Here is an 18,748-nt window from a genome sequence, read left to right on the forward strand (position 1 = left end):
CTATATTCTATTATGCTTCCAGTTCTAAAATTTGTTCAGCCAGGGTTTCCCATTGCTGCTGTACTTGTTTTAGCTGGTTTTGCTTTTGTTTGTACTGTGTGTTGGTATCGTTCAGCCTGCTTTTATCATTGTACACCTGCGGATCGGCCAGTTTAGTTTCCAGTTGATTCACTTCTTTTTCAAGCGTGGTGATTTGCTCTTCCATTTTCTGAAGATCGCTGTTCAGTTTTTTGATCTGCTTAGCTTTATCATCAGATGGAGCTTGTTGCTTAGCCGGAGCGGCTTCTTTTTTCTCTTCCTTTTTAGGTTGAGGAGCAGCGGCGGCTTTAGGTTCTAACTTGCGTTTAGAGTTCCATTCTTCGTATTCGGCATAAGTACCCGGGTATTCTTTGATCTTTTGATCCTCGATGTACCAGATCTTATTGGCAATATTATCAAGGAAGTAACGATCGTGAGATACGGCTATGAAAGTACCTTCGTATTGCTGTAAGGCCTGGATCAGGATGTTTACCGAAGCCATGTCCAGGTGGTTGGTAGGCTCATCCAGTATTAGGAAGTTAGCATCGGCAGTAAGGGCTTTAGCAAGCGCCACACGCGATTTTTCACCTCCCGAAAGTACTTTGATCTTCTTAAACACATCGTCGCCTGTAAACAGGAAGCTACCTAAAATAGAGCGAAGCTCAGTATCTGTATGTTTAGGGGCGAAGGTTTGCAGCTCGGTCAGGATCTCGTTATCTAAGTGTAACGACTCCAACTGGTGCTGCGCAAAGAAAGTTTTGGTTACATTATAACCTGTTTCGGCCTTACCTGTAAAATCGAAATCGGCACCCGCTACTATACGTAACAGAGTAGATTTACCTTTACCGTTGGCACCAATCAGGGCAATTTTATCGCCTTTCTCAATAACCGCTTCGGTATCATTTAAGATCGAAAGATTAGGATAGCTTTTGCTTAAGTGCTCGATGTTAAACACTGCACGGCCAGATTGCTTCGAAAACCTGAATTTGAAGTTTACCGATGGGTTATCATCATCCACATCATCAATACGCTCCATTTTATCGAGCATTTTGATACGCGATTGTGCCATTTTAGCCTTTGATGCCTTGGCACGGAAACGCTCAATCAGTTTTTCTTCCTGCTTTATTTTCGATTGCTGGTTTTTAAACTCGCCACGCTGAATCTCTTCGCGCAGGGCTTTCTCTTCCAGGTAGAAGGTATAGTTACCTGCGTAAACTGTCAGTTTGCCTTTGCGCGATTCAACAGTACGGTTGATAACTTTATCAAGGAACCATCTATCGTGCGATACAATAACAACCGCGCCTTCAAAAGCTTTCAGGTAATCTTCCAGCCATTGGATAGATGGTAAGTCCAGGTGATTGGTAGGCTCATCCAGTAAAAGGATGTCTGGTGCCTGTAAAAGTATCTTGGCCAGCATTACACGCATCCGCCATCCTCCCGAAAACTCGGCAAGCTTGCGGTGGGTTTGTTCTTCAGTAAAGCCCAAACCGGCTAATATTTCGTGTGCTTTATATTCAATGTTGTAGCCATCAAGCGTTTCAAACTCGTGTTGTTTGTCGCTCAATTTGTTCAGTAATTCTTCGCTGTAATCTGTTTCCAGCTTTTTAAGCAGGTTCTCTATTTCGGTATGCAGCTCATTTTGGCGGGCAAAAGCCTCCATGGCTACGTGCAGGATAGATTTGTCAGAAGCGTAAGAAAGCAAATCTTGGTTTAAATAACCTATGGTAAGTTCTTTGGATTTGGATACGGTGCCTGATGTAGGGGAGTAGTCGCCCACTATAATTTTGAGAAGCGTGGTTTTACCGGTTCCATTAGCACCAATAAGGCCAATTTTCTCTCCCGGTTTTATATGCCAGTTAGCTTCATCATATAAGGCTCTTGCACCAATCTCGAACGTAAGGTTATTTATAGCAATCATTTAGGCGCAAAGATACCGTTTTAAGACGAAAGGATGAAGGACAAAGGAGAAAGGATAACACTCAGCTGACTAAGCTTTTATCATCTTTCATGTCTTTAATCGTTGTAATTTCCTTTCTCCTTTGTCCTTTCGTCCTTTCTCCTTCTTATTTCACTGTTTCCAGCCAGGCGTGTGCCATCAACTGCGCACCGGCTACGCTTGGGTGTACGCCATCTATTGTCCAATAATTGCCAGGGGCAAGTTCTATGGCTTTATCAAAGATGGATTGATAGGGAATCCACACGGCATCGTATTGATTGGCTATATCTTTTGCTGATGCCCGGTAGGCATCAAAAGCCGGATACCATTTATCATCAACCGCCTTTACGCCTTTAACGGCAAAGGGTTCGCCGATAATGAGTTTTACATCTGGCAGGGCTTGTTTGGTACGATCTAACAGTTTTTTATAATCGTTAGTGTAATTTTCCACAGTTCCTTTATAGCCACCGGTTAGGGTATGCCAAAAATCGTTTACGCCAATGAGTATGCTTAATATGTTGGGTTTGATATTAAGGCAATCGGCATCCCAGCGATCGGCCAGCTGATACACTTTATTGCCGCTAATACCTTTGTTGTAAACCTGTAAGTTTTTATCGGCGTATTTAAATAATATACCGGCTGCAGCCTGCATAGCATAGCCACCACCTAAAGCAGCGTTGGTATTAGGCTCATTTTTGCTTTTATCGCGGCCCCAGTCGGTTATCGAATCGCCCTGAAATAAAATTGTATTTCCGGCTTCTATACTTACTCTCTTTTTGCCTGATGATGCAGCAAGTGCTGATGTAACAATGCTGGGTATGGTAAGGGCAGCAACTGTAGCAGTTGTTGCTTTAGTAATAAAATCACGACGGTTATTCATGTTTTTTGGGGTAGGTGTTTATGTAGTTCATAGGTCATAGTTGATAGATCATAGTAAGCCCAGGTTCGGCTATGAACCATCAACTATGATCTATGAACTAAAGGTAAATATTGTTTTTAAAGTTCAAAGGCCGAAAGTAAAAATGGATACCTTTGCAGTATGTATTCGTTAATTAAACCCATACTCTTTAAGTTCGATCCCGAGCAGGTACATCATTTTGTAACCAAAAACCTGAAACGTTTTAATCATGCACCCGGTGGTTCGGCCTTAAGCCGGTCGTTATGGCGGGTTGAGGATGCACGGTTGGAGAGAGAAGTTTTAGGGCTGAAGTTTAAGAACCCGGTTGGCCTGGCTGCCGGTTTTGATAAAAATGGCGAATACATTAGCGAAATGGCTAACCTTGGTTTTGGCTTTATTGAAGTTGGTACGGTAACCCCTTTGCCTCAGCCTGGTAATGATAAGCCACGTATGTTTAGGTTGCCTGCAGACGAAGCGCTGATTAACCGCATGGGCTTTAACAACAAAGGCGTTGACATGGCGGCCGAGCGAATTGCTGCTTATCGCAAAAATCAGCCCGAAGCGCAAAAGGGTTTGATGATAGGTGGTAACATCGGCAAAAACAAAAATACACCTAATGAAGAGGCTGTAAGCGATTATATCAAGTGCTTCGACCGCCTTTTTGATGTGGTTGACTATTTTGTGGTGAATGTGAGTTCGCCCAATACGCCAGGTTTGCGTGCTTTGCAGGATAAAAAACCATTGACGGAAATTCTGAGCACATTACAGCAACGCAATAATAAAAACGGTGTACGTAAACCTATTCTGCTAAAAATAGCTCCGGATTTAACCAACGAACAGTTGGACGATATAATTGATATTGTTGCCGAAACTAAAATAGACGGACTGATTGCCACCAATACTACCATTAGCCGCGAGGGCCTTACTTCATCAGAAAAAATTGTTAAAGAAGCAGGTGGTTTAAGCGGCAGGCCGTTAACGCACCGGTCAACAGAGGTGATCCGTTACCTGGCTGAGAAATCGAACCATGCTTTCCCGATTATCGGGGCAGGAGGGATCCACTCTGCCGAAGATGCCATTGATAAATTGAATGCAGGTGCATCGCTTATCCAACTTTATACCGGCTTTATTTACGAGGGCCCGGCCTTGATAGGACGAATTAATAGGGCTCTGCTGAGTAAGTAACAGAGCAAAGATTTATAAATAATAAAAGCGGCCATGAGTCGCTTTTATTATTTATAGGGCATAAAAAAATCCTGCTGATAAGTCAGCAGGATTTTAAATACTTTTTAGCGGTAAATTATTTACCAGCAACAAGTTTAGCTAAAACAGCATTGTTTTTAGCAATTTGGCTGCTTTTTTTCTCTTTAGAACGGCTACCTAATTCTAGGTTAGTAGCTAATTTAAGAAATTGAACCTCTAAACGAGATACAGTTTTATTTCTTCTGTCTTTTCTTTTTAAACGTGTAACACTCATCGTCTTAATTTTTTAAATTTTCCTTTGTGAGGTCGGAAGCGGATTCGAACCGCTGTAAAAGGTTTTGCAGACCTCTGCCTAGCCACTCGGCCATCCGACCATTTTTCGGGATTGCAAAAATAGTAATTTATTTTTGCAGAACAATTTTTATTTTAATGTATTTCGTTTAATCTCCGAACAGAAGATCGCTGTAGCCATCGCAACGTTCAATGACTCAGCCTTTCCGGCCTGTGGAATGGTTACCGCAGTGTTGATAACTTCTTGTACCTGGGGCCTTATTCCGTTGCCTTCGTTACCCATTATCAGTATGCCTTCGGCACCAAAGGTAGTATTATAAATGTTTGTTCCGTTAAGTAAAGCACCAAAAATATTTAATTTCGATTGGGGCAGGGTTTCCAGCAAATCGGTATAATGTACTTTTACCCTTGCCAGTGAGCCCATTGTAGCCTGTACCACTTTAGGGTTATAGGCATCAACGGTATCATCAGAACAAATTAAATGTTCGATGCCAAACCAGTCGGCCGTACGGATAATGGTACCCATATTGCCGGGGTCCTGCACACCATCTAAGGCTAATGAAAACTTTTCTTTTAGTAAGCTGTAATCTAATACCGGGGAAACAGGTATCTTAACCAACGCCAACACATCGGTTGGTGTTTTTAGGCAAGTGATACGGGCCATATCGGCAGCAGAAATTTCCTGAAAGTTTATTTTATTGGATAATTTCAGCAATTTTACGGCAAATTCGGGTGTATGATATATCGCCTCCAACTGGTAGCTTGATTGTGCAAACTCTGATACAGATTTATGCCCTTCAACAATAAACAGGTTGTGTTGATGGCGGAATTTTTTATGTTGTAAGGATGTTATTAAACTGATTTGAGATTTTGAAAGCATATATAAAGCCGGCCAATTACCGCCTTACAATATTAACTATTTTACTTTTGTTTTTGCTTTCGGGATGTAGCCTTACCCGTAAACTTAAAGATAATCAGGCGCTTGTACGCCATGTAGAGGTAAAAGGTATTGATAAGGAGTTTTCTGAAGCAGCTTTAACTTATATCGACAAAGGCGAGCAGCCTAATAACTGGCTAAACCTGCAATTCTATTTAACATTTAGTAAAAACGGAAAGAAAAACATCGGTGACCCGCCATCGCTGCTGGATAGTAATTTGGTTGAATTTTCGCGGTTACAAATCGAGAAATTTCTGCATAATAAAGGCTATTTAAAAGCGCAGGTAACTGATTCTATTACCATTAAAAAGAAACGCGCTTCTTTGTATTTTACTGCGAAAGAAGGCCCGCTTTTTAAAATACGCAAATTTCAGGATAGTATTGAAGACGTTAAGGTTAGGGCATTATATCGCGCCAACCGCATCAGGTTTTCGCACATACAACCAGGCGGGCGTTTTGATACCGATAGTTTAGCCTACGACAGGGATGAGTTTTACCTGGTGATGAAGCGTAACGGATACTTCGATTTCTTTCGCCAGTATATCACCTTCGAGTATGATTCTACCTTTAACAGCAATGTAGTTGATCTGAAAGTGCTTATCGGCAACCCCGCCGGTAAAAAAGAGCACCCCGTTTATAAGATCAATAATACGCTGATCACCATTGCTAACAGTAATGGCCGTACACCCGGCCATGCCGATACCCTGCAGCTCGATTCGCAATTTCGTTTTGTTGATTTCTCCAAACGGTTTAAACCTAAAACGGTTACCACCTACATTTTCCAGAAAAAGGGAGAGCTTTATAATATTGATCAGCAAACGCTTACCACATCGCGGCTCTCGGAGCTCAATGTATTTAAAAACGTGCCCAACCCCACGTACACCAAATTGCCCGATAGTGTAAACCGGCGGCTGGATACCAAGATCGATATTATCCCGCTCAAACAAATGTCTGACAGGGTAGAAGGCGAGTTCTTATTCAGCGGCGGCCGTTATGGTTATAACTTCGGCAATACCTTTACAGACCGTAATGCCTTTAAAACCACAGCTGCCTTGCAGGTAAAAATAAACTGGAGTATATTATTTGATAACGGCCGTAACTCGGTTAACTCAAACGGGATCGAAAATCAGGATTTTAAGGTAGGTGCCAGTTTAACTTATCCGCGGATTATATCGCCCTTTAATTTACCAATTTTAGGTAAGTATGGGGTGCCACATACTACTTTCTCCAGCAGTTACCAGTTGTTTTATCAGAAAGACCTGGTAACCCGTGAGAGCCTTGTTAACTCGCTTACTTATGACTGGGCCGAAACCAGCCGCAAACTGCATAGCTTAACGCCAATTAATATCGAGTTTTCGAGAGGCTCAATCGTGCCCTCAGCTTATGATCTATTAAAAGCCAACGGAAGGTATTCTTATATCTATTTGATCGGGCGTACCGTGTTTACTATAGGTAGCCAGTATACCTATCAGCAAAATGCCAATAAGCTTAACACGCTCGATAATTTTACTTACTTCCGCGGCTTTATAGATGTTGGTGGTAACACGCTTGCTTTACTTACCAAATTGCTTAACACACCTAAAGATGACCTGGGGCAGCGTGAAATTTTTGGTTACGCGTTTTCGCAATACACTAAATTGGAGGCTGATATAAGGGTGTATCGTCACCTTGGCGGAGAGAAGCAGATTGTTTTCAGGCTTAACCCGGGCATAGGTATACCGTATGGTAACAGTAACCAACTGGTATTTGAGAAAAATTTTTATGCCGGTGGCGCTAATGACATCCGTGCCTGGCTGCCACGTACTTTAGGGCCGGGTAATTTTAACAGGGGCACATATTATGGTACTGATACCGCCAGCCGAAATAATTTAAAATACCTCGATCAGTTTGGGGAAATTAAGATTATCGGTAATATGGAATACCGTTATAACGTGAGCAACAACTTCTTCGGCTCGAAGCTTAAGGGGGCCACGTTTATAGATTTTGGTAACGTTTGGCGTTTGCCTGGTGTTGCAGGCGCAAGCGAAAATCCGGGCGGGCAGTTTAAACTGGATAACCTCTTTCAGTCGACAGCAATGGGTATTGGTACGGGCTTCAGACTCGATCTAACCTTCTTTATCCTGCGTTTTGATGCGGCCTTTAAATTTAAAGACCCGCAGTTTAGCGGCAGCGACCAGTGGGTGCTTATCAATCACTTTAATGAGCTGTTTAAGGCCGGTGACTTTAAGAACAATTACCGCGCCCTCAACGGCGAATCATATAACTTTATGCAGTTAAACTTCGGTATTGGTTTGCCTTTCTAAAATCTGATTCTTCCTTAAAAGAGATTCTTCAATCCAGTCAACACACTCTCGAAGAACGTAGGCATACTTAAGCCGTTTGAATGGTTAAAGTACAGGAATATCACAAAAAGAATAATGGCAATAATAATAAACCGCTTAAACAGGTAACCGATAATAATTAAAGCGGCAGGTATAGCCAGTAACCACACCCAGCTGATGTGTACAGGGGTAATATCATCGGCGTGTTTATACAGGTAGTATAATGTGCCGTAAGTGCCGGTATCGTTATGGTGCTTTACATATATAAAGCTGGAGCGCATTATTTTATGGTGATAAAAGGCAGTGCCCTTATCAAACTTTAAAGTATCCTCGAAACCATTTACGGTGAAAACGAAATTGCCGCTTACTTTCTCGTTAATCTCATTGGTAGTGTCTTCAGCAGCTAAAATGGCCACTTCATCTTTAGCAAAGGGGTTGGATTTAACGATGAAGTGTTTAATAACAATTGCGTCCGCATAGCTAAAGCTAATTGTTAACAGCAACAGCGCAGTAAGTAAGAATTTTATTTTCATGGTTGATACGGGTAGCAGGTTGGGGTTTTATCCGCTGTTAAAAATAGTAATTTATAATTGCCATTCTTAAAATGGTGAATATTCTTATTTGAGGTTTTAGGATACTGTTCATTTGTCATTCTGAGTGCTAACGAAGAATCTTCTTCAATATGCAAATCCGCAACACAGGGCAAAGAGGATTTTTCACTACGTTCAGAATGACAAAAATAGAACACCAGAAGGATCGTAAAGTTTAAACTACCTGCAAATCAAAAGCTTCATCTGTAGTAAACTCATTTCTATCCGCAGGTAAACTTAAAATGCCTTGAGCCAGGGCTAAATTCACCATATCGCCCGAAGTTGACGTTTCAATAGGAGTAGCAATCAATTTACCTTCATTGTAAGTTATTGTTACCAGTGCGTGCAAGGTTAAGTTAGGCTTAAAGCTAAAAGGCCTGCTTAAAAATGCTTTCATAACCGGCAACGAAATGCCTAATGATTGATACAACCAAGCTTTAAAATAAAGCTGATAACACACAAATGTTGATGCAGGGTTACCCGGGAAACCGAAGATTAAAACTTCATTAGGCAGTTTACCAAACAAAAAAGGTTTACCCGGTCGTTGTGCAATACCGTGGAAAATAGCTTCCATTTTTAAGCGGTTTAGTACGTTTGGCAGATGATCAAACTTGCCTTTTGATACTGCGCCTGATAACAGCACCACATCATAGTAATTGGTAATGGTAGTTAACTCTTCGAGCATTACCTGCGGATCATCGCGCAGATGGTAACGTTGTGCATGGATGCCTTCGGCATGTAAGGCCGCAATCAGCATATAGCTATTGGATTGCCTGATTTGATGGGGGAGCGGCTGTTCATCTACCTCCACCAGCTCGTCACCAGTAGCACATACTGCAACTTTAGGCAGGCGTTTAACCAATATTTTGCTTAATCCTGATGCTGCAATTAAGCCAACAATAGCCGGTGTAATTTTGTGGCCTGATTGTACAAGTATATCACCTTGTTTGCTGTCTGTACCTTCTAAATGTACGTTTTGCAGTGTGCTGACTTCTTCGATATTAACTGTGGCAACACCATCAACAATCTCACATTGTTCATACGGAATAACTACATCCGTGCCTAAAGGTAGCATAGCGCCGGTCATTACTTCGAGGCAATTATCTGTATCAACTAAAGTTTGCTGCGGTTGACCGGCTGCCTGTACGCCCTCAATTTTAAATGATCGCCTCCCTGCCGAAAAGGCTTTGCTGTTAATAGCAATTCCATCCATGGTTACGCGGTTGAAAGGGGGGTAAGCCCTGTCGGCCACAATATCCTGTGCCAATATGTGACCGGTTGATTGGAGCAGTTCAACTTCTTCCGTCCCATAATCGCGAATCTGTGCGCGTACCAATTGTAATGCTTCTTCTACAGAAATCATCAGGCGTTTTGTTTTGGATAGATCACAAATTGTTCGCCCACCTCATCAAACCAGGTTTCCAGGCCACCAACTACATTATAGACTGTGCTGTTGGGCAAGGCATCGGTAATGATAGTGGCTGCTTTGGCACTTCGGCCACCAATCTGGCAGATAGTCACTAAGGGGATGTTTTGGGGGAGTTCATCCAAATGTTCAGCTAAAGTTGATAAGGGGAAATGGTGTGAGCCCTCCAGATGCTCTTCATTAAACTCTTTTAGTTCACGAACATCAACCAGGTAAAACGGCTTGGCATCGGTATACCATTGGTAAAGCTCTTCTATTTCTAATTTGCCGCCTGCCGGGGCAGATGGTGTATCATAATCTTTTTGCAATTGCTTAATATTTTGATATTCGGGGTTGGCTTTAAGTTTGATCTTATACTGATCGTTTCGCTCAAAGTCGAAGATCTGCAGGTAACCCGATAAAATTTCGCCCACACCTGTAATTATTTTAACAGCCTGTAAAGCCTGCTGGCAACCCACAATGCCCGGCGTTATGCCTAATACCCCGGCCGTATTACAATCTGGTATTTCATTAGCCGAAGGCGGTGTAGGGTACAGGCAACGGTAAGTTGGGCCGCCCTGGTAATTAAATACGCTTACATGCCCTTCCATTTGCTGTACGGCACCGTAGATGTAAGGTTTATTCAAGATCACACAGGCATCATTAACCAAATATCGTGTGCCGAAGTTGTCGCTGGCATCAATCACCAGATCATACTCCTTAATGATCTGTAAGGCGTTTGTTGTATTTAAAAAATGAGTGTAGGATTTAAATTGAACTTCGGAGTTTAACCTGCTCAGTTTGGTTACAGCTACCTCGGCTTTCAATCTGCCAATTTCCTGTTCGGCATATAAAACCTGGCGATGCAGATTATTGAGGCTGATTATATCGCCATCCATTACACCGATGGTGCCCACACCCATTCCTGTAAGATATTGCAGTACAGGTACGCCAAGCCCTCCGGCACCAATCACCAAAACCTTGGCTTGTTTCAGCTTATCCTGCGCCTGCTGACCAAAGTTAGCCAACTGTGTTTGCCGGTTGTATCTGTTTTCAGTACTCATTAGTTGATGATTTTTTATCCCCCCAAAACCGACATGGAGGTGTGTATAGATCCGTTGCTTAATGCTTCTGCCGCAAAGCCATCTTTCTCGCGTTTAGCAACTGCATTTAATAGTATTTGCTGTAAACCTTCGCCTGTGGCGCCACTACGCAATGTATCGCGCAAGTTGGCTACGGGTGGCCCATAAAGACAAGTCCTCAATTCGCCGGTAGCTGATAAGCGAACACGGTTACAAGTGCCGCAGAATGTACGGCTGAATGATGGGATAATACCAAAGCCACCTGCATATCCCGGTATCTTATAGTTAACCGAGGTAGAATTATCATCGCTGATTATCCTATTAATATCAGTGTAATGTTGGCTGATGTGTTGGTAAATCCGTTGATAATCCCAACCCGAATAGCCGGAAATAGCACTTCCGTTAAAAGGCATTTCTTCCAGGAAGCGTACGGATAGGGGATGATTTTTAGTCAACTCAATAAAAGGGATAATATCTTCGATGTTCTTATTGTCAGCTATAACGCAGTTGAGTTTAATTTCGAAGCCATCATCCAATAATCCTAAAATGCCATTATAAACGGTATCGAAACTATCCCGGCGGGTAATGCGATGAAAACGTTCTGCATCCAGCGAATCAAGGCTGATATTGATCTTCCGGATACCCATTTCTTTTAATGCAGATTGGTGTTTGGCTGAAAGTGTACCGTTAGAGGTAACTACAATTTCCTTTAAGCCATCGAGCTCGCTCAGTTTATATAAAAAAGGGATAATACCGTTACGCACAAAGGGCTCACCGCCGGTAATGCGGATCTTGTCGATGCCCAAACCAACAAAAACGTTGGATAGCTGGTACATCTCCTCGAAAGAAAGCAGCTCCTTACGCGGGGCAAAGTTAATCCCTTCTTCGGGCATGCAGTAATAGCACCTGAAGTTACACCGGTCTGTAACCGAAAGCCGCAGGTAATTTAAACGGCGGCCATGCTGATCAACTAATAAGCTTTCTTTCATTTATTATGGATGGGCATTAACCCAAACGCTATTGTCTTCGTAAAATTCTTTTTTCCAGATGGGCACAGTACGTTTCAGCTCATCAATCAGCCAATGGCATGCCTCGAAAGAAGCATCGCGATGGGCAGATGATACACCAATAATCACCACTGGTTGTCCCGGCAATTTATGACCAACAGCATGAATAATTGCCACCTCGTAAAGCGGCCATTGCTCTTTCGCCTGTAAGCCCAGCTTTTCCATCTCCTTTAAAGCCATCGGTTCATAAGCCTCAAAATCGAGATGAAGTACCTTTTTACCCTTGCTGTGGTTTCGTACCATGCCTACAAACAGGTTGATAGCACCGGTTTCCTCACTGCCTAAATAAGCAGGGGCTTCGCTTAAATCAATATGTTCAACTATACGGATCAGCATATTAATTAACCTCCGCTAACTGGTGGAATAAGGGCTATTTCGCTAACGCTGTTGATAAACGTATTATCATCGGCATACTCGCTATCAACTGCCACAGCCAATGAATTTAAAGCAGCCATAGCCGGATATTGTTGCCCCAGCCAAATCCTTAAATCGCCTACCGTTTGCAAATCTTCGCCCGTGGGTATGGTGAGTTTCGCTTTACCGGCAATGTCGCGCGTAATTCCAAACAGCAGTATTTCCATTATATGTATATAAGCTTGCCAACAAATATACCCATTTATGGTTTTCGGGTGTGTTATTCATGTCATTGATAGCCCATAAATTAAATCGATGACGTTTAATCAGTTAGTCCTTTAACTTTGCTTATCATCAAAACCGAAAAATACTATGGATATCTTTGAAGCAGCCCGTACCAATAATATTAAAGAATTAAAAACTGCCCTCCAAACTAGCGATGCTAATGTGAAGGACGGCCGTGGCTCAACCCCTTTGATTGTTGCAACCTACTATAATAACCTCGATGCCGTAAAAGCCTTGCTCGAAGCCGGTGCTGATACCGAACTAAAAGATGGCATGGGCAATACCGCGCTAATGGGTGTATGCTTTAAAGGTTATACCGAAACCGCCAAATTACTTTTAGAACATGGTGCTAACGTTGCTGCCACAAACGGCAATGGTAATACTGCATTAACTTTTGCAGCAATGTTTGGCCATAATGAGCTGATAAAGCTTTTATTAACCCACGGTGCAGACCCGCAACTCAAAGACGCGACAGGCAAAAGCCCGATAGATTATGCCCTGGAGAAGAAGAATTATGAAGGGTTTGATTTAATGGCGGTAGAAGTTAATAAGTAAAAACCCCACCCAACTCTTACCTAAAGAATATAGTTCGCTCAGCCTAAATTTCTACCCCTTATTAACGTTTTGGGAAGTTGCGATGACTGTGGTGTTCCTCTAATTTAGGGGAATGCAATGACAGTGCTACCACTTCTAGCAGTAATAAGGGGTATAAATTGTACCAGGTTAAAAGATGTGGGTACATGCTATCCCCCTGAAGGGGAGGGCTAATAATTTGTCATTATTTGTCATCGCTCAGATGACAAATAACTGAGAAAAGTTCTTTGCTCCCCTTTAGGGGGCTGGGGGTATCCCGTTTAAAAAGCGTGGCTATACCGTTAAAACACGGTATGCTTTTAGTGGCTGCATTCTTAAATTTGCGGTATCAATCTATCACTAAATGCAATTCCGAACGTCTAAGCCTCAGCAAAGAATTATGCGATCATTCTCCATCGAACAAAAGGCCAACGGTAAATTTACAGTCGATCATATTTATTTAATGTTAGCCATACTGGCTTTTATAATCGTTGGCTTTATAGCTATTAATCAGTACGTTGTTTTAGCGTAAGAGCGAAATTCAGGAAACAAAATAAGCATTAATTAACTTTATCGTCATTGCGAGGAACGAAGCAATCTCAGATCGATCAGCACTTCCTTTAATATCGCAGAAGCTATTATGAATGTGTTGTGCTTTATCAACGTCAGTCCCGCTCAATCGCCGCGGGTAGGCTGTTACTTTTGGCTTGATCCAAAAGTAACCGAAAGATCAAGACGCAAAAAAGCTCCACCGCACAAGTCCACTTCACGGCCACGCTTTTGCGTCAGAGCCACCACACGAAAAGTTTTAGATTGCCCCGACCCAACTACAATCCTAACATAACCTTTTACTCATGCAGCATTGGCAATGTTGCGGCAACCACAGGTATTGCTAAAGCACAGGTAGTTCATAGCAACAAGGCCCGGCTGCGACTTTTCTTTTTGGTTCATTTTTCTTTTGAGAGAAAAGAAAAAGAACATCCACTGACGATTCATATATAACCCCACCCTCCCTAATGAAAAACGGATTGCCGGAATGATTGTTAACAGCATAAAAAAATATTACTTTGCAATAAATGCCAAGAATCAAAATATTACTTTTAATTACCTGCTTGTTCGTTAGTCTTTCAACTTACGCGCAGCCACACAAATTACGTATTGCCGTAGCTGCCAACGCGCAATATGTAGCCAAAAAACTGGCCGAAGAATTTAAAAAAGAGACCAATGTTGATGCCGACTTAATTGTAGGTGCATCGGGTAAATTAACTACACAGATAGAGCAAGGCGCACCTTTTGATGTGTTTCTTTCTGCCGACATGAAATACCCGCAAGAACTGGCCGATAAGACCCTGACACTCGATCAGCCGCGCATTTATGCTTATGGACAATTGATTATGTGGACGCTCAATAAGGATGCTAAACTGAGCCAGCCATCAGATTTAACCCAGCCTGTTTTTCATAAAATAGCAGTAGCCAACCCATCACTGGCACCTTATGGCGAAGCCACTATGCAAGCCCTCGGCAAACTGAAACTAGCCGAGCAGCTTAAAGATAAAATAGTTTATGGCGAGAGCATTGCCCAGGTGAACCAATACCTGCTAAGTGGGGCTACAGAAGTGGCTTTTACGGCAAAATCTATTGTGCTCGATCCTGAGCAGAAGGATAAAGGCAAGTGGGTAGCAGTAAACGAAAAGCTTTATCAACCCATTGCGCAAGGGGTAGTAATATTGAAGGCATCATCAGGTGAAAATCTGAAAGAAGCACAAAAATTCTATACTTTTTTATTCGGTTCAAAAGCTAAGAAGATCTTAAAAGCCTACGGTTATAAATAATGGAGATTGATCTGCAACCGCTTTGGCTTACCTTTAAACTGGCATCAATAACTACGGTTTGCCTGCTAATTATTGGTTTGCCTTTGGCTGCCTTACTGGCACAAAGCAGGTGGAAACTCAAATCAATTGCCGAAGCATTGATCAGCCTGCCTTTGGTGTTGCCGCCATCCGTATTGGGTTTTTATTTGTTATTGGCCTTAAGTCCGGCACATGGCTTTGGTGCCTTGCTACAATCGTGGTTCAATGTGCGGTTGGTATTTACTTTCCCTGGGTTGGTGATCGGGTCGATAATTTACAGTTTACCATTTATGGTTCACCCGATACAGGGTGGTTTAGAAGCCTTGCCCGAAAGCCTGCAGCAAGCCTCCTGGACTTTGGGCCGATCAAAAACGGATACCTTTTTTAAAGTTTTACTGCCTAATATCCGCCCGGCATTGCTTACCGGTATTGTACTCACATTTGCACATACCCTGGGCGAGTTTGGTTTAGTGCTGATGATTGGCGGCAGCCTCCCCGGCGTTACAAAAGTGGCTTCAATCGCTATTTATAATGAGGCCGAAGCATTGAATTTCCATGCAGCACATGTTTACTCGGCCGTGTTGCTGGTTATTTCCTTTTGCATTTTGCTGTTGGTTTACATCATCAATAAACGTTTAATCAAAAACCGTTTGGCGCTATGATCAGGATCCGCATCCGCAAAAAACTGAACATGGCCGACGGTGCATCCAACCTGATATTTGATGCCGAATTACCGCTACAAAATATAACTGCGCTATACGGGCCATCAGGGGCAGGGAAAACCACTTTGCTGAAAATTATTGCCGGGCTTATTCATCCCGAAGATGGTTTCATCGAGGTGAATGGTGAGGTGTGGTTGGATACTTCAAAAAAGATCAGTATGCCTCCACAGCAACGCAATATTGGCTTCGTTTTTCAGGATTACGCTTTGTTCCCCAATATGACTGTAAGGCAAAACCTGCGGTACGCTGCCGGTAAAAATGCGGATGAAGCATTAATCAGCCACTTGCTTAATTTAACCGGGCTAAGCACTTTCGCTAATCATAAACCCGAAACATTATCCGGCGGGCAAAAGCAACGCACTGCGTTAGCACGTGCATTGATTAGAAAGCCTTCATTATTATTGTTAGACGAACCATTATCTGCCCTGGATAATGAAAACCGGGTACAACTGCAACAAGAACTTCTGCAATTGCATGATGAATATAAGTTCAGCGCGTTATTGGTAAGCCATGATATTGCCGAGGTTTATCATTTAACCAGCAGGATATTATCTATCGATAAGGGAAGAATTCTAAAAGCAGGTACGCCAGCCCATGTTTTTGGGTTGACAGAGAATGAATCAATAAAACTTTTTGGACAAGTTATCAGTACCGACGGCGATTGGATGACGGTTTTGCTCGACCAACGATTACACCGCGTAAAGAGAGTGGAAGCCTTGAAGGTAGGAGATAGGGTTAGTGTGGAATTGGGAGATGTAGAGAAGATGATTTAAGCATATCATTACAAGGTATCATCCTAATCGCCTATCTTTATCACCCTCCTAAAGCATTTAAATTTAGCATGGCAGAAGCAGACAAAAAGAAATTAGGCCTATGGTCCAGCACCTCGCTGGTGGTGGGCAATATGATAGGCGCTGGGGTGTTTTTAATGCCTGCGGCGATGGCATCATTCGGCAGCGTGAGCTTGCTGGGTTGGGTGTTTTCTGCTATCGGATCATTCTTTTTGGCGAGGGTATTTAGTAACCTCAGCAAGTTACTTCCGCAAGGCACTGGTGGCCCTTATGCTTATACACGCCATGGTCTGGGCGATTTTGCCGCCTTTTTAGTAGCCTGGGGATATTACCTCGCTACATCATGTGCCAATGCGGCTATCACAATCTCATTTGTAAGTGCGCTAAGTACGTTTTTTCCGGCATTGGCAACCAATACACTGGCAGCAGTGCTTACCGGTTTATGTGCTATATGGTTACTTACCTGGGTAAATACGCGCGGTGTGGCAACATCGGGCAAAGTACAGCTGGCTACTACCATTTTAAAATTGTTGCCTTTGCTGGTTATCGCCATTGGCGGCTTGTTTTTTATCAGAGCCGAAAACTTTCATCCCTTTAACAATACAAACACATCTGTTTGGGGAGCTATAACAGCAACTGCTACTATGACGATGTTCTCGTACATCGGTATCGAATCTGCAACTATACCATCCGGCAGTGTGGCCGATCCGGGTAAAACTATCTCGCGGGCTACCATGCTGGGCTTATTGATTGCTACACTGGTTTATGTTTTGGGCAGCATAAGTGTGATGGGTATTATCCCCAATAAAGCACTTCAACACTCGGTTACCCCATTTGCTGATGCAGCGGTTATTATGTTTGGGCCAAGTGCACGCTACTGGGTAAGCGCAGGTGTTGCCATAGCCGCCTTTGGTGCACTTAATGGCTGGACACTGGTACAAGGCCAGGTGCCTTTCGCTATTGCTAAGGATAAGCTTTTCCCGGCCATCTTTACACGACTGAATAGTAAAGGTGTGCCTTATGTAGGTATGATCATCAGCGGGATCATTATCTCCCTATTTATGAGTATGAACTATACTAAGGCACTGGTAGAACAATTCAGGTTTCTGTTGCTCCTGTCAGTGTTTACCATGCTGGTACCTTACCTGTTTTCGGTAACGTCATACATCCTCATCCGGCTCGAAAAAAAATCCCTGCAAAGCAGGGGATGGGTACCGGCTATTGTTTTAGGTATGCTTGCTTTTGTTTACACCCTATGGGAAATTGCAGGTGCCGGGCAAAGTTCTGTTTTCTACGGCTTTATACTGCTGATGGCTGGTGTGCCTTTTTATGTTTGGGGGATTTATAAGAAAAAGGTTTCGGAAGATTAAAAATCTGAATTGCTTTTTTCAATACCTCTCAGTGCAAATTCATTTATGTTTGCAGTCCGATAAACATAAATGGAGACTAAAAAACGAATTGAGATCCCACCGGTACCTGCGGTGCTGTTATCTATCATCAGTGTACAGGGTGGTGCGGCTATTGCCAAAGGGATATTTCCGCTACTGGGTGCTATATCTACGTCTTCGTTACGGATTGGTTTATCGGCAGTAATCTTGCTACTGGTTAACCGGCCAAACCTACGAAGCATTACCAAAGCACAGTGGAAAGCCGCTGCCCTGTATGGTATAGCTTTGGGTTCGATGAATATTATTTTTTACATGGCTATTTCGCGCATTCCGCTTGCATTGGGCGTTGCGCTCGAGTTTGTTGGCCCTTTGGTATTGGCACTAACCAAATCTAAACAAAAGATAGATTTTTTATGGGTGATACTTGCTGCTGCGGGCATCGCGCTTATTGCGCCCTGGAGTAACAATGGTTTAAACATCGTCGGCATGTTGCTGGCCCTGCTTGCAGGTGGCTTTTGGGCGGCATACATCGTATTGGGCGGTCGGATCTCTAAAATGATGGATGGCCGCACTGCAGTTACCATCGGTATGATCTTCGCTTCGGCAATTGTGGTACCAGCAGCCATTGGCGATGGGATCATAACTCACCTAAAACCCTGGATGTTACTATCTGGCGTGGCACTGGCCTTGCTTTCGAGCGCTATCCCTTTTACGTTAGAAATAAATGCACTGAGGAAAATCCCTGCAAAGACTTTCAGTATCCTAATGAGCCTCGAACCTGCCGTGGCTGCACTTTCGGGTCTGATTTTTCTGCACGAGTATCTGTCGTTTTACGAATGGCTGGCCATTGCATTAATTATTATTGCCAGTGCCGGTACAACGCTAAGCGCGAAGAAAGCGCCCCAGGTTGCGCCAGAGTCGTGATGATTTGCAATATGAATTTCCCTATAGCTTCCTTATCCTGCTAATGAACGGGTTCTGCATTATTTAGGCAACGACTCTGTAGGTCGGGGATTGCTTCGTTCCTCGCAATGACG

Annotated in this window: 18 protein-coding genes and 1 tRNA gene; 8 read left to right on the forward strand and 11 right to left on the reverse strand. The window is 43.0% G+C overall.

Annotated features, from left to right (window positions below; genetic code table 11):
* Window positions 1-10: 10 nt before the first annotated feature.
* Together PQO05_RS08725 and PQO05_RS08730 are read right to left on the reverse strand one after the other, a co-directional pair.
* Window positions 11-1,936, reverse strand: coding sequence for an ABC-F family ATP-binding cassette domain-containing protein (locus PQO05_RS08725; protein ID WP_273632320.1), 1,926 nt, complete (start codon window positions 1,934-1,936; stop codon window positions 11-13).
* Between the two features lie 145 nt (window positions 1,937-2,081).
* Window positions 2,082-2,834 (reverse strand): SGNH/GDSL hydrolase family protein, encoded by a 753-nt coding sequence (locus PQO05_RS08730; RefSeq protein ID WP_273632321.1) that lies wholly within the window; start codon window positions 2,832-2,834, stop codon window positions 2,082-2,084.
* A gap of 159 nt (window positions 2,835-2,993) precedes the next feature.
* Between PQO05_RS08730 and PQO05_RS08735 the strand changes: the two genes are divergently transcribed.
* Window positions 2,994-4,037, forward strand: coding sequence for a quinone-dependent dihydroorotate dehydrogenase (locus PQO05_RS08735; protein WP_273632322.1), 1,044 nt, complete (start codon window positions 2,994-2,996; stop codon window positions 4,035-4,037).
* 115 nt (window positions 4,038-4,152) lie between these two features.
* Here the strand turns inward: PQO05_RS08735 and PQO05_RS08740 are convergent, their stop codons facing one another.
* From PQO05_RS08740 to PQO05_RS08750, 3 genes are all read right to left on the reverse strand, one after another.
* On the reverse strand, window positions 4,153-4,329 hold the full coding sequence (locus PQO05_RS08740) for a spore protein (RefSeq protein WP_273632323.1): 177 nt from the start codon (window positions 4,327-4,329) through the stop codon (window positions 4,153-4,155).
* A 29-nt stretch (window positions 4,330-4,358) separates the two neighbouring features.
* Window positions 4,359-4,429: transfer RNA gene (locus PQO05_RS08745), tRNA-Cys, on the reverse strand.
* 47 nt (window positions 4,430-4,476) lie between these two features.
* Window positions 4,477-5,226 (reverse strand): TrmH family RNA methyltransferase, encoded by a 750-nt coding sequence (locus PQO05_RS08750; RefSeq protein WP_273632324.1) that lies wholly within the window; start codon window positions 5,224-5,226, stop codon window positions 4,477-4,479.
* Between PQO05_RS08750 and tamL the strand changes: the two genes are divergently transcribed.
* Window positions 5,217-7,586 carry a translocation and assembly module lipoprotein TamL gene (gene tamL, locus PQO05_RS08755; protein ID WP_273632325.1) on the forward strand — a complete coding sequence of 790 codons (2,370 nt, stop codon included), beginning with the start codon at window positions 5,217-5,219 and terminating at the stop codon, window positions 7,584-7,586. The two genes, PQO05_RS08750 and tamL, sit on opposite strands and share 10 nt — an antisense overlap.
* A 14-nt stretch (window positions 7,587-7,600) precedes the next feature.
* Here the strand turns inward: tamL and PQO05_RS08760 are convergent, their stop codons facing one another.
* From PQO05_RS08760 to PQO05_RS08785, 6 genes are all read right to left on the reverse strand, one after another.
* A complete protein-coding gene (locus PQO05_RS08760; RefSeq protein ID WP_273632326.1) occupies window positions 7,601-8,137 on the reverse strand; it encodes a hypothetical protein in 537 nt (178 codons plus the stop codon).
* A 232-nt stretch (window positions 8,138-8,369) separates the two neighbouring features.
* A complete protein-coding gene (locus PQO05_RS08765) occupies window positions 8,370-9,557 on the reverse strand; it encodes a molybdopterin molybdotransferase MoeA (RefSeq protein WP_273632327.1) in 1,188 nt (395 codons plus the stop codon).
* The gene (locus PQO05_RS08770) at window positions 9,557-10,663 is read right to left on the reverse strand and encodes a HesA/MoeB/ThiF family protein (protein ID WP_273632328.1); all 1,107 of its coding nucleotides are present in this window, start codon (window positions 10,661-10,663) and stop codon (window positions 9,557-9,559) included. The genes PQO05_RS08765 and PQO05_RS08770 overlap by 1 nt, the downstream gene beginning before the upstream one ends.
* 14 nt (window positions 10,664-10,677) lie before the next feature.
* Window positions 10,678-11,670, reverse strand: coding sequence for a GTP 3',8-cyclase MoaA (gene moaA / locus PQO05_RS08775; protein WP_273632329.1), 993 nt, complete (start codon window positions 11,668-11,670; stop codon window positions 10,678-10,680).
* A gap of 3 nt (window positions 11,671-11,673) precedes the next feature.
* Window positions 11,674-12,084 (reverse strand): molybdenum cofactor biosynthesis protein MoaE, encoded by a 411-nt coding sequence (locus PQO05_RS08780; protein ID WP_273632330.1) that lies wholly within the window; start codon window positions 12,082-12,084, stop codon window positions 11,674-11,676.
* Between the two features lie 5 nt (window positions 12,085-12,089).
* Window positions 12,090-12,329, reverse strand: a complete 240-nt coding sequence (locus PQO05_RS08785; protein WP_273632331.1) for a MoaD/ThiS family protein — start codon at window positions 12,327-12,329, stop codon at window positions 12,090-12,092.
* Between the two features lie 145 nt (window positions 12,330-12,474).
* On the opposite strand from PQO05_RS08785, the gene PQO05_RS08790 reads away from it, so the two are divergent.
* The 6 genes from PQO05_RS08790 to PQO05_RS08815 all read left to right on the forward strand — a co-directional run bounded on the left by PQO05_RS08790 (window position 12,475) and on the right by PQO05_RS08815 (window position 18,635).
* Complete coding sequence (locus tag PQO05_RS08790) at window positions 12,475-12,942, forward strand: ankyrin repeat domain-containing protein (protein WP_273632332.1); 468 nt, start codon at window positions 12,475-12,477, stop codon at window positions 12,940-12,942.
* 1,094 nt (window positions 12,943-14,036) lie between these two features.
* Window positions 14,037-14,792 (forward strand): molybdate ABC transporter substrate-binding protein, encoded by a 756-nt coding sequence (gene modA / locus PQO05_RS08795; protein WP_273632333.1) that lies wholly within the window; start codon window positions 14,037-14,039, stop codon window positions 14,790-14,792.
* A complete protein-coding gene (gene modB, locus PQO05_RS08800) occupies window positions 14,792-15,472 on the forward strand; it encodes a molybdate ABC transporter permease subunit (RefSeq protein ID WP_273632334.1) in 681 nt (226 codons plus the stop codon). The genes modA and modB overlap by 1 nt, the downstream gene beginning before the upstream one ends.
* Window positions 15,469-16,305, forward strand: coding sequence for an ATP-binding cassette domain-containing protein (locus PQO05_RS08805; RefSeq protein WP_273632335.1), 837 nt, complete (start codon window positions 15,469-15,471; stop codon window positions 16,303-16,305). Before modB ends, PQO05_RS08805 begins: the two co-directional genes overlap by 4 nt.
* A 68-nt stretch (window positions 16,306-16,373) precedes the next feature.
* The gene (locus PQO05_RS08810; protein ID WP_273632336.1) at window positions 16,374-17,693 is read left to right on the forward strand and encodes an amino acid permease; all 1,320 of its coding nucleotides are present in this window, start codon (window positions 16,374-16,376) and stop codon (window positions 17,691-17,693) included.
* A 69-nt stretch (window positions 17,694-17,762) separates the two neighbouring features.
* Window positions 17,763-18,635: an EamA family transporter gene (locus PQO05_RS08815; protein WP_273632337.1), complete on the forward strand. Its 873-nt coding sequence runs from the start codon at window positions 17,763-17,765 to the stop codon at window positions 18,633-18,635.
* Window positions 18,636-18,748: the final 113 nt, after the last annotated feature.

Origin of the sequence: Mucilaginibacter jinjuensis (genome assembly GCF_028596025.1) — a bacterium.
Taxonomy (GTDB): domain Bacteria; phylum Bacteroidota; class Bacteroidia; order Sphingobacteriales; family Sphingobacteriaceae; genus Mucilaginibacter; species Mucilaginibacter jinjuensis.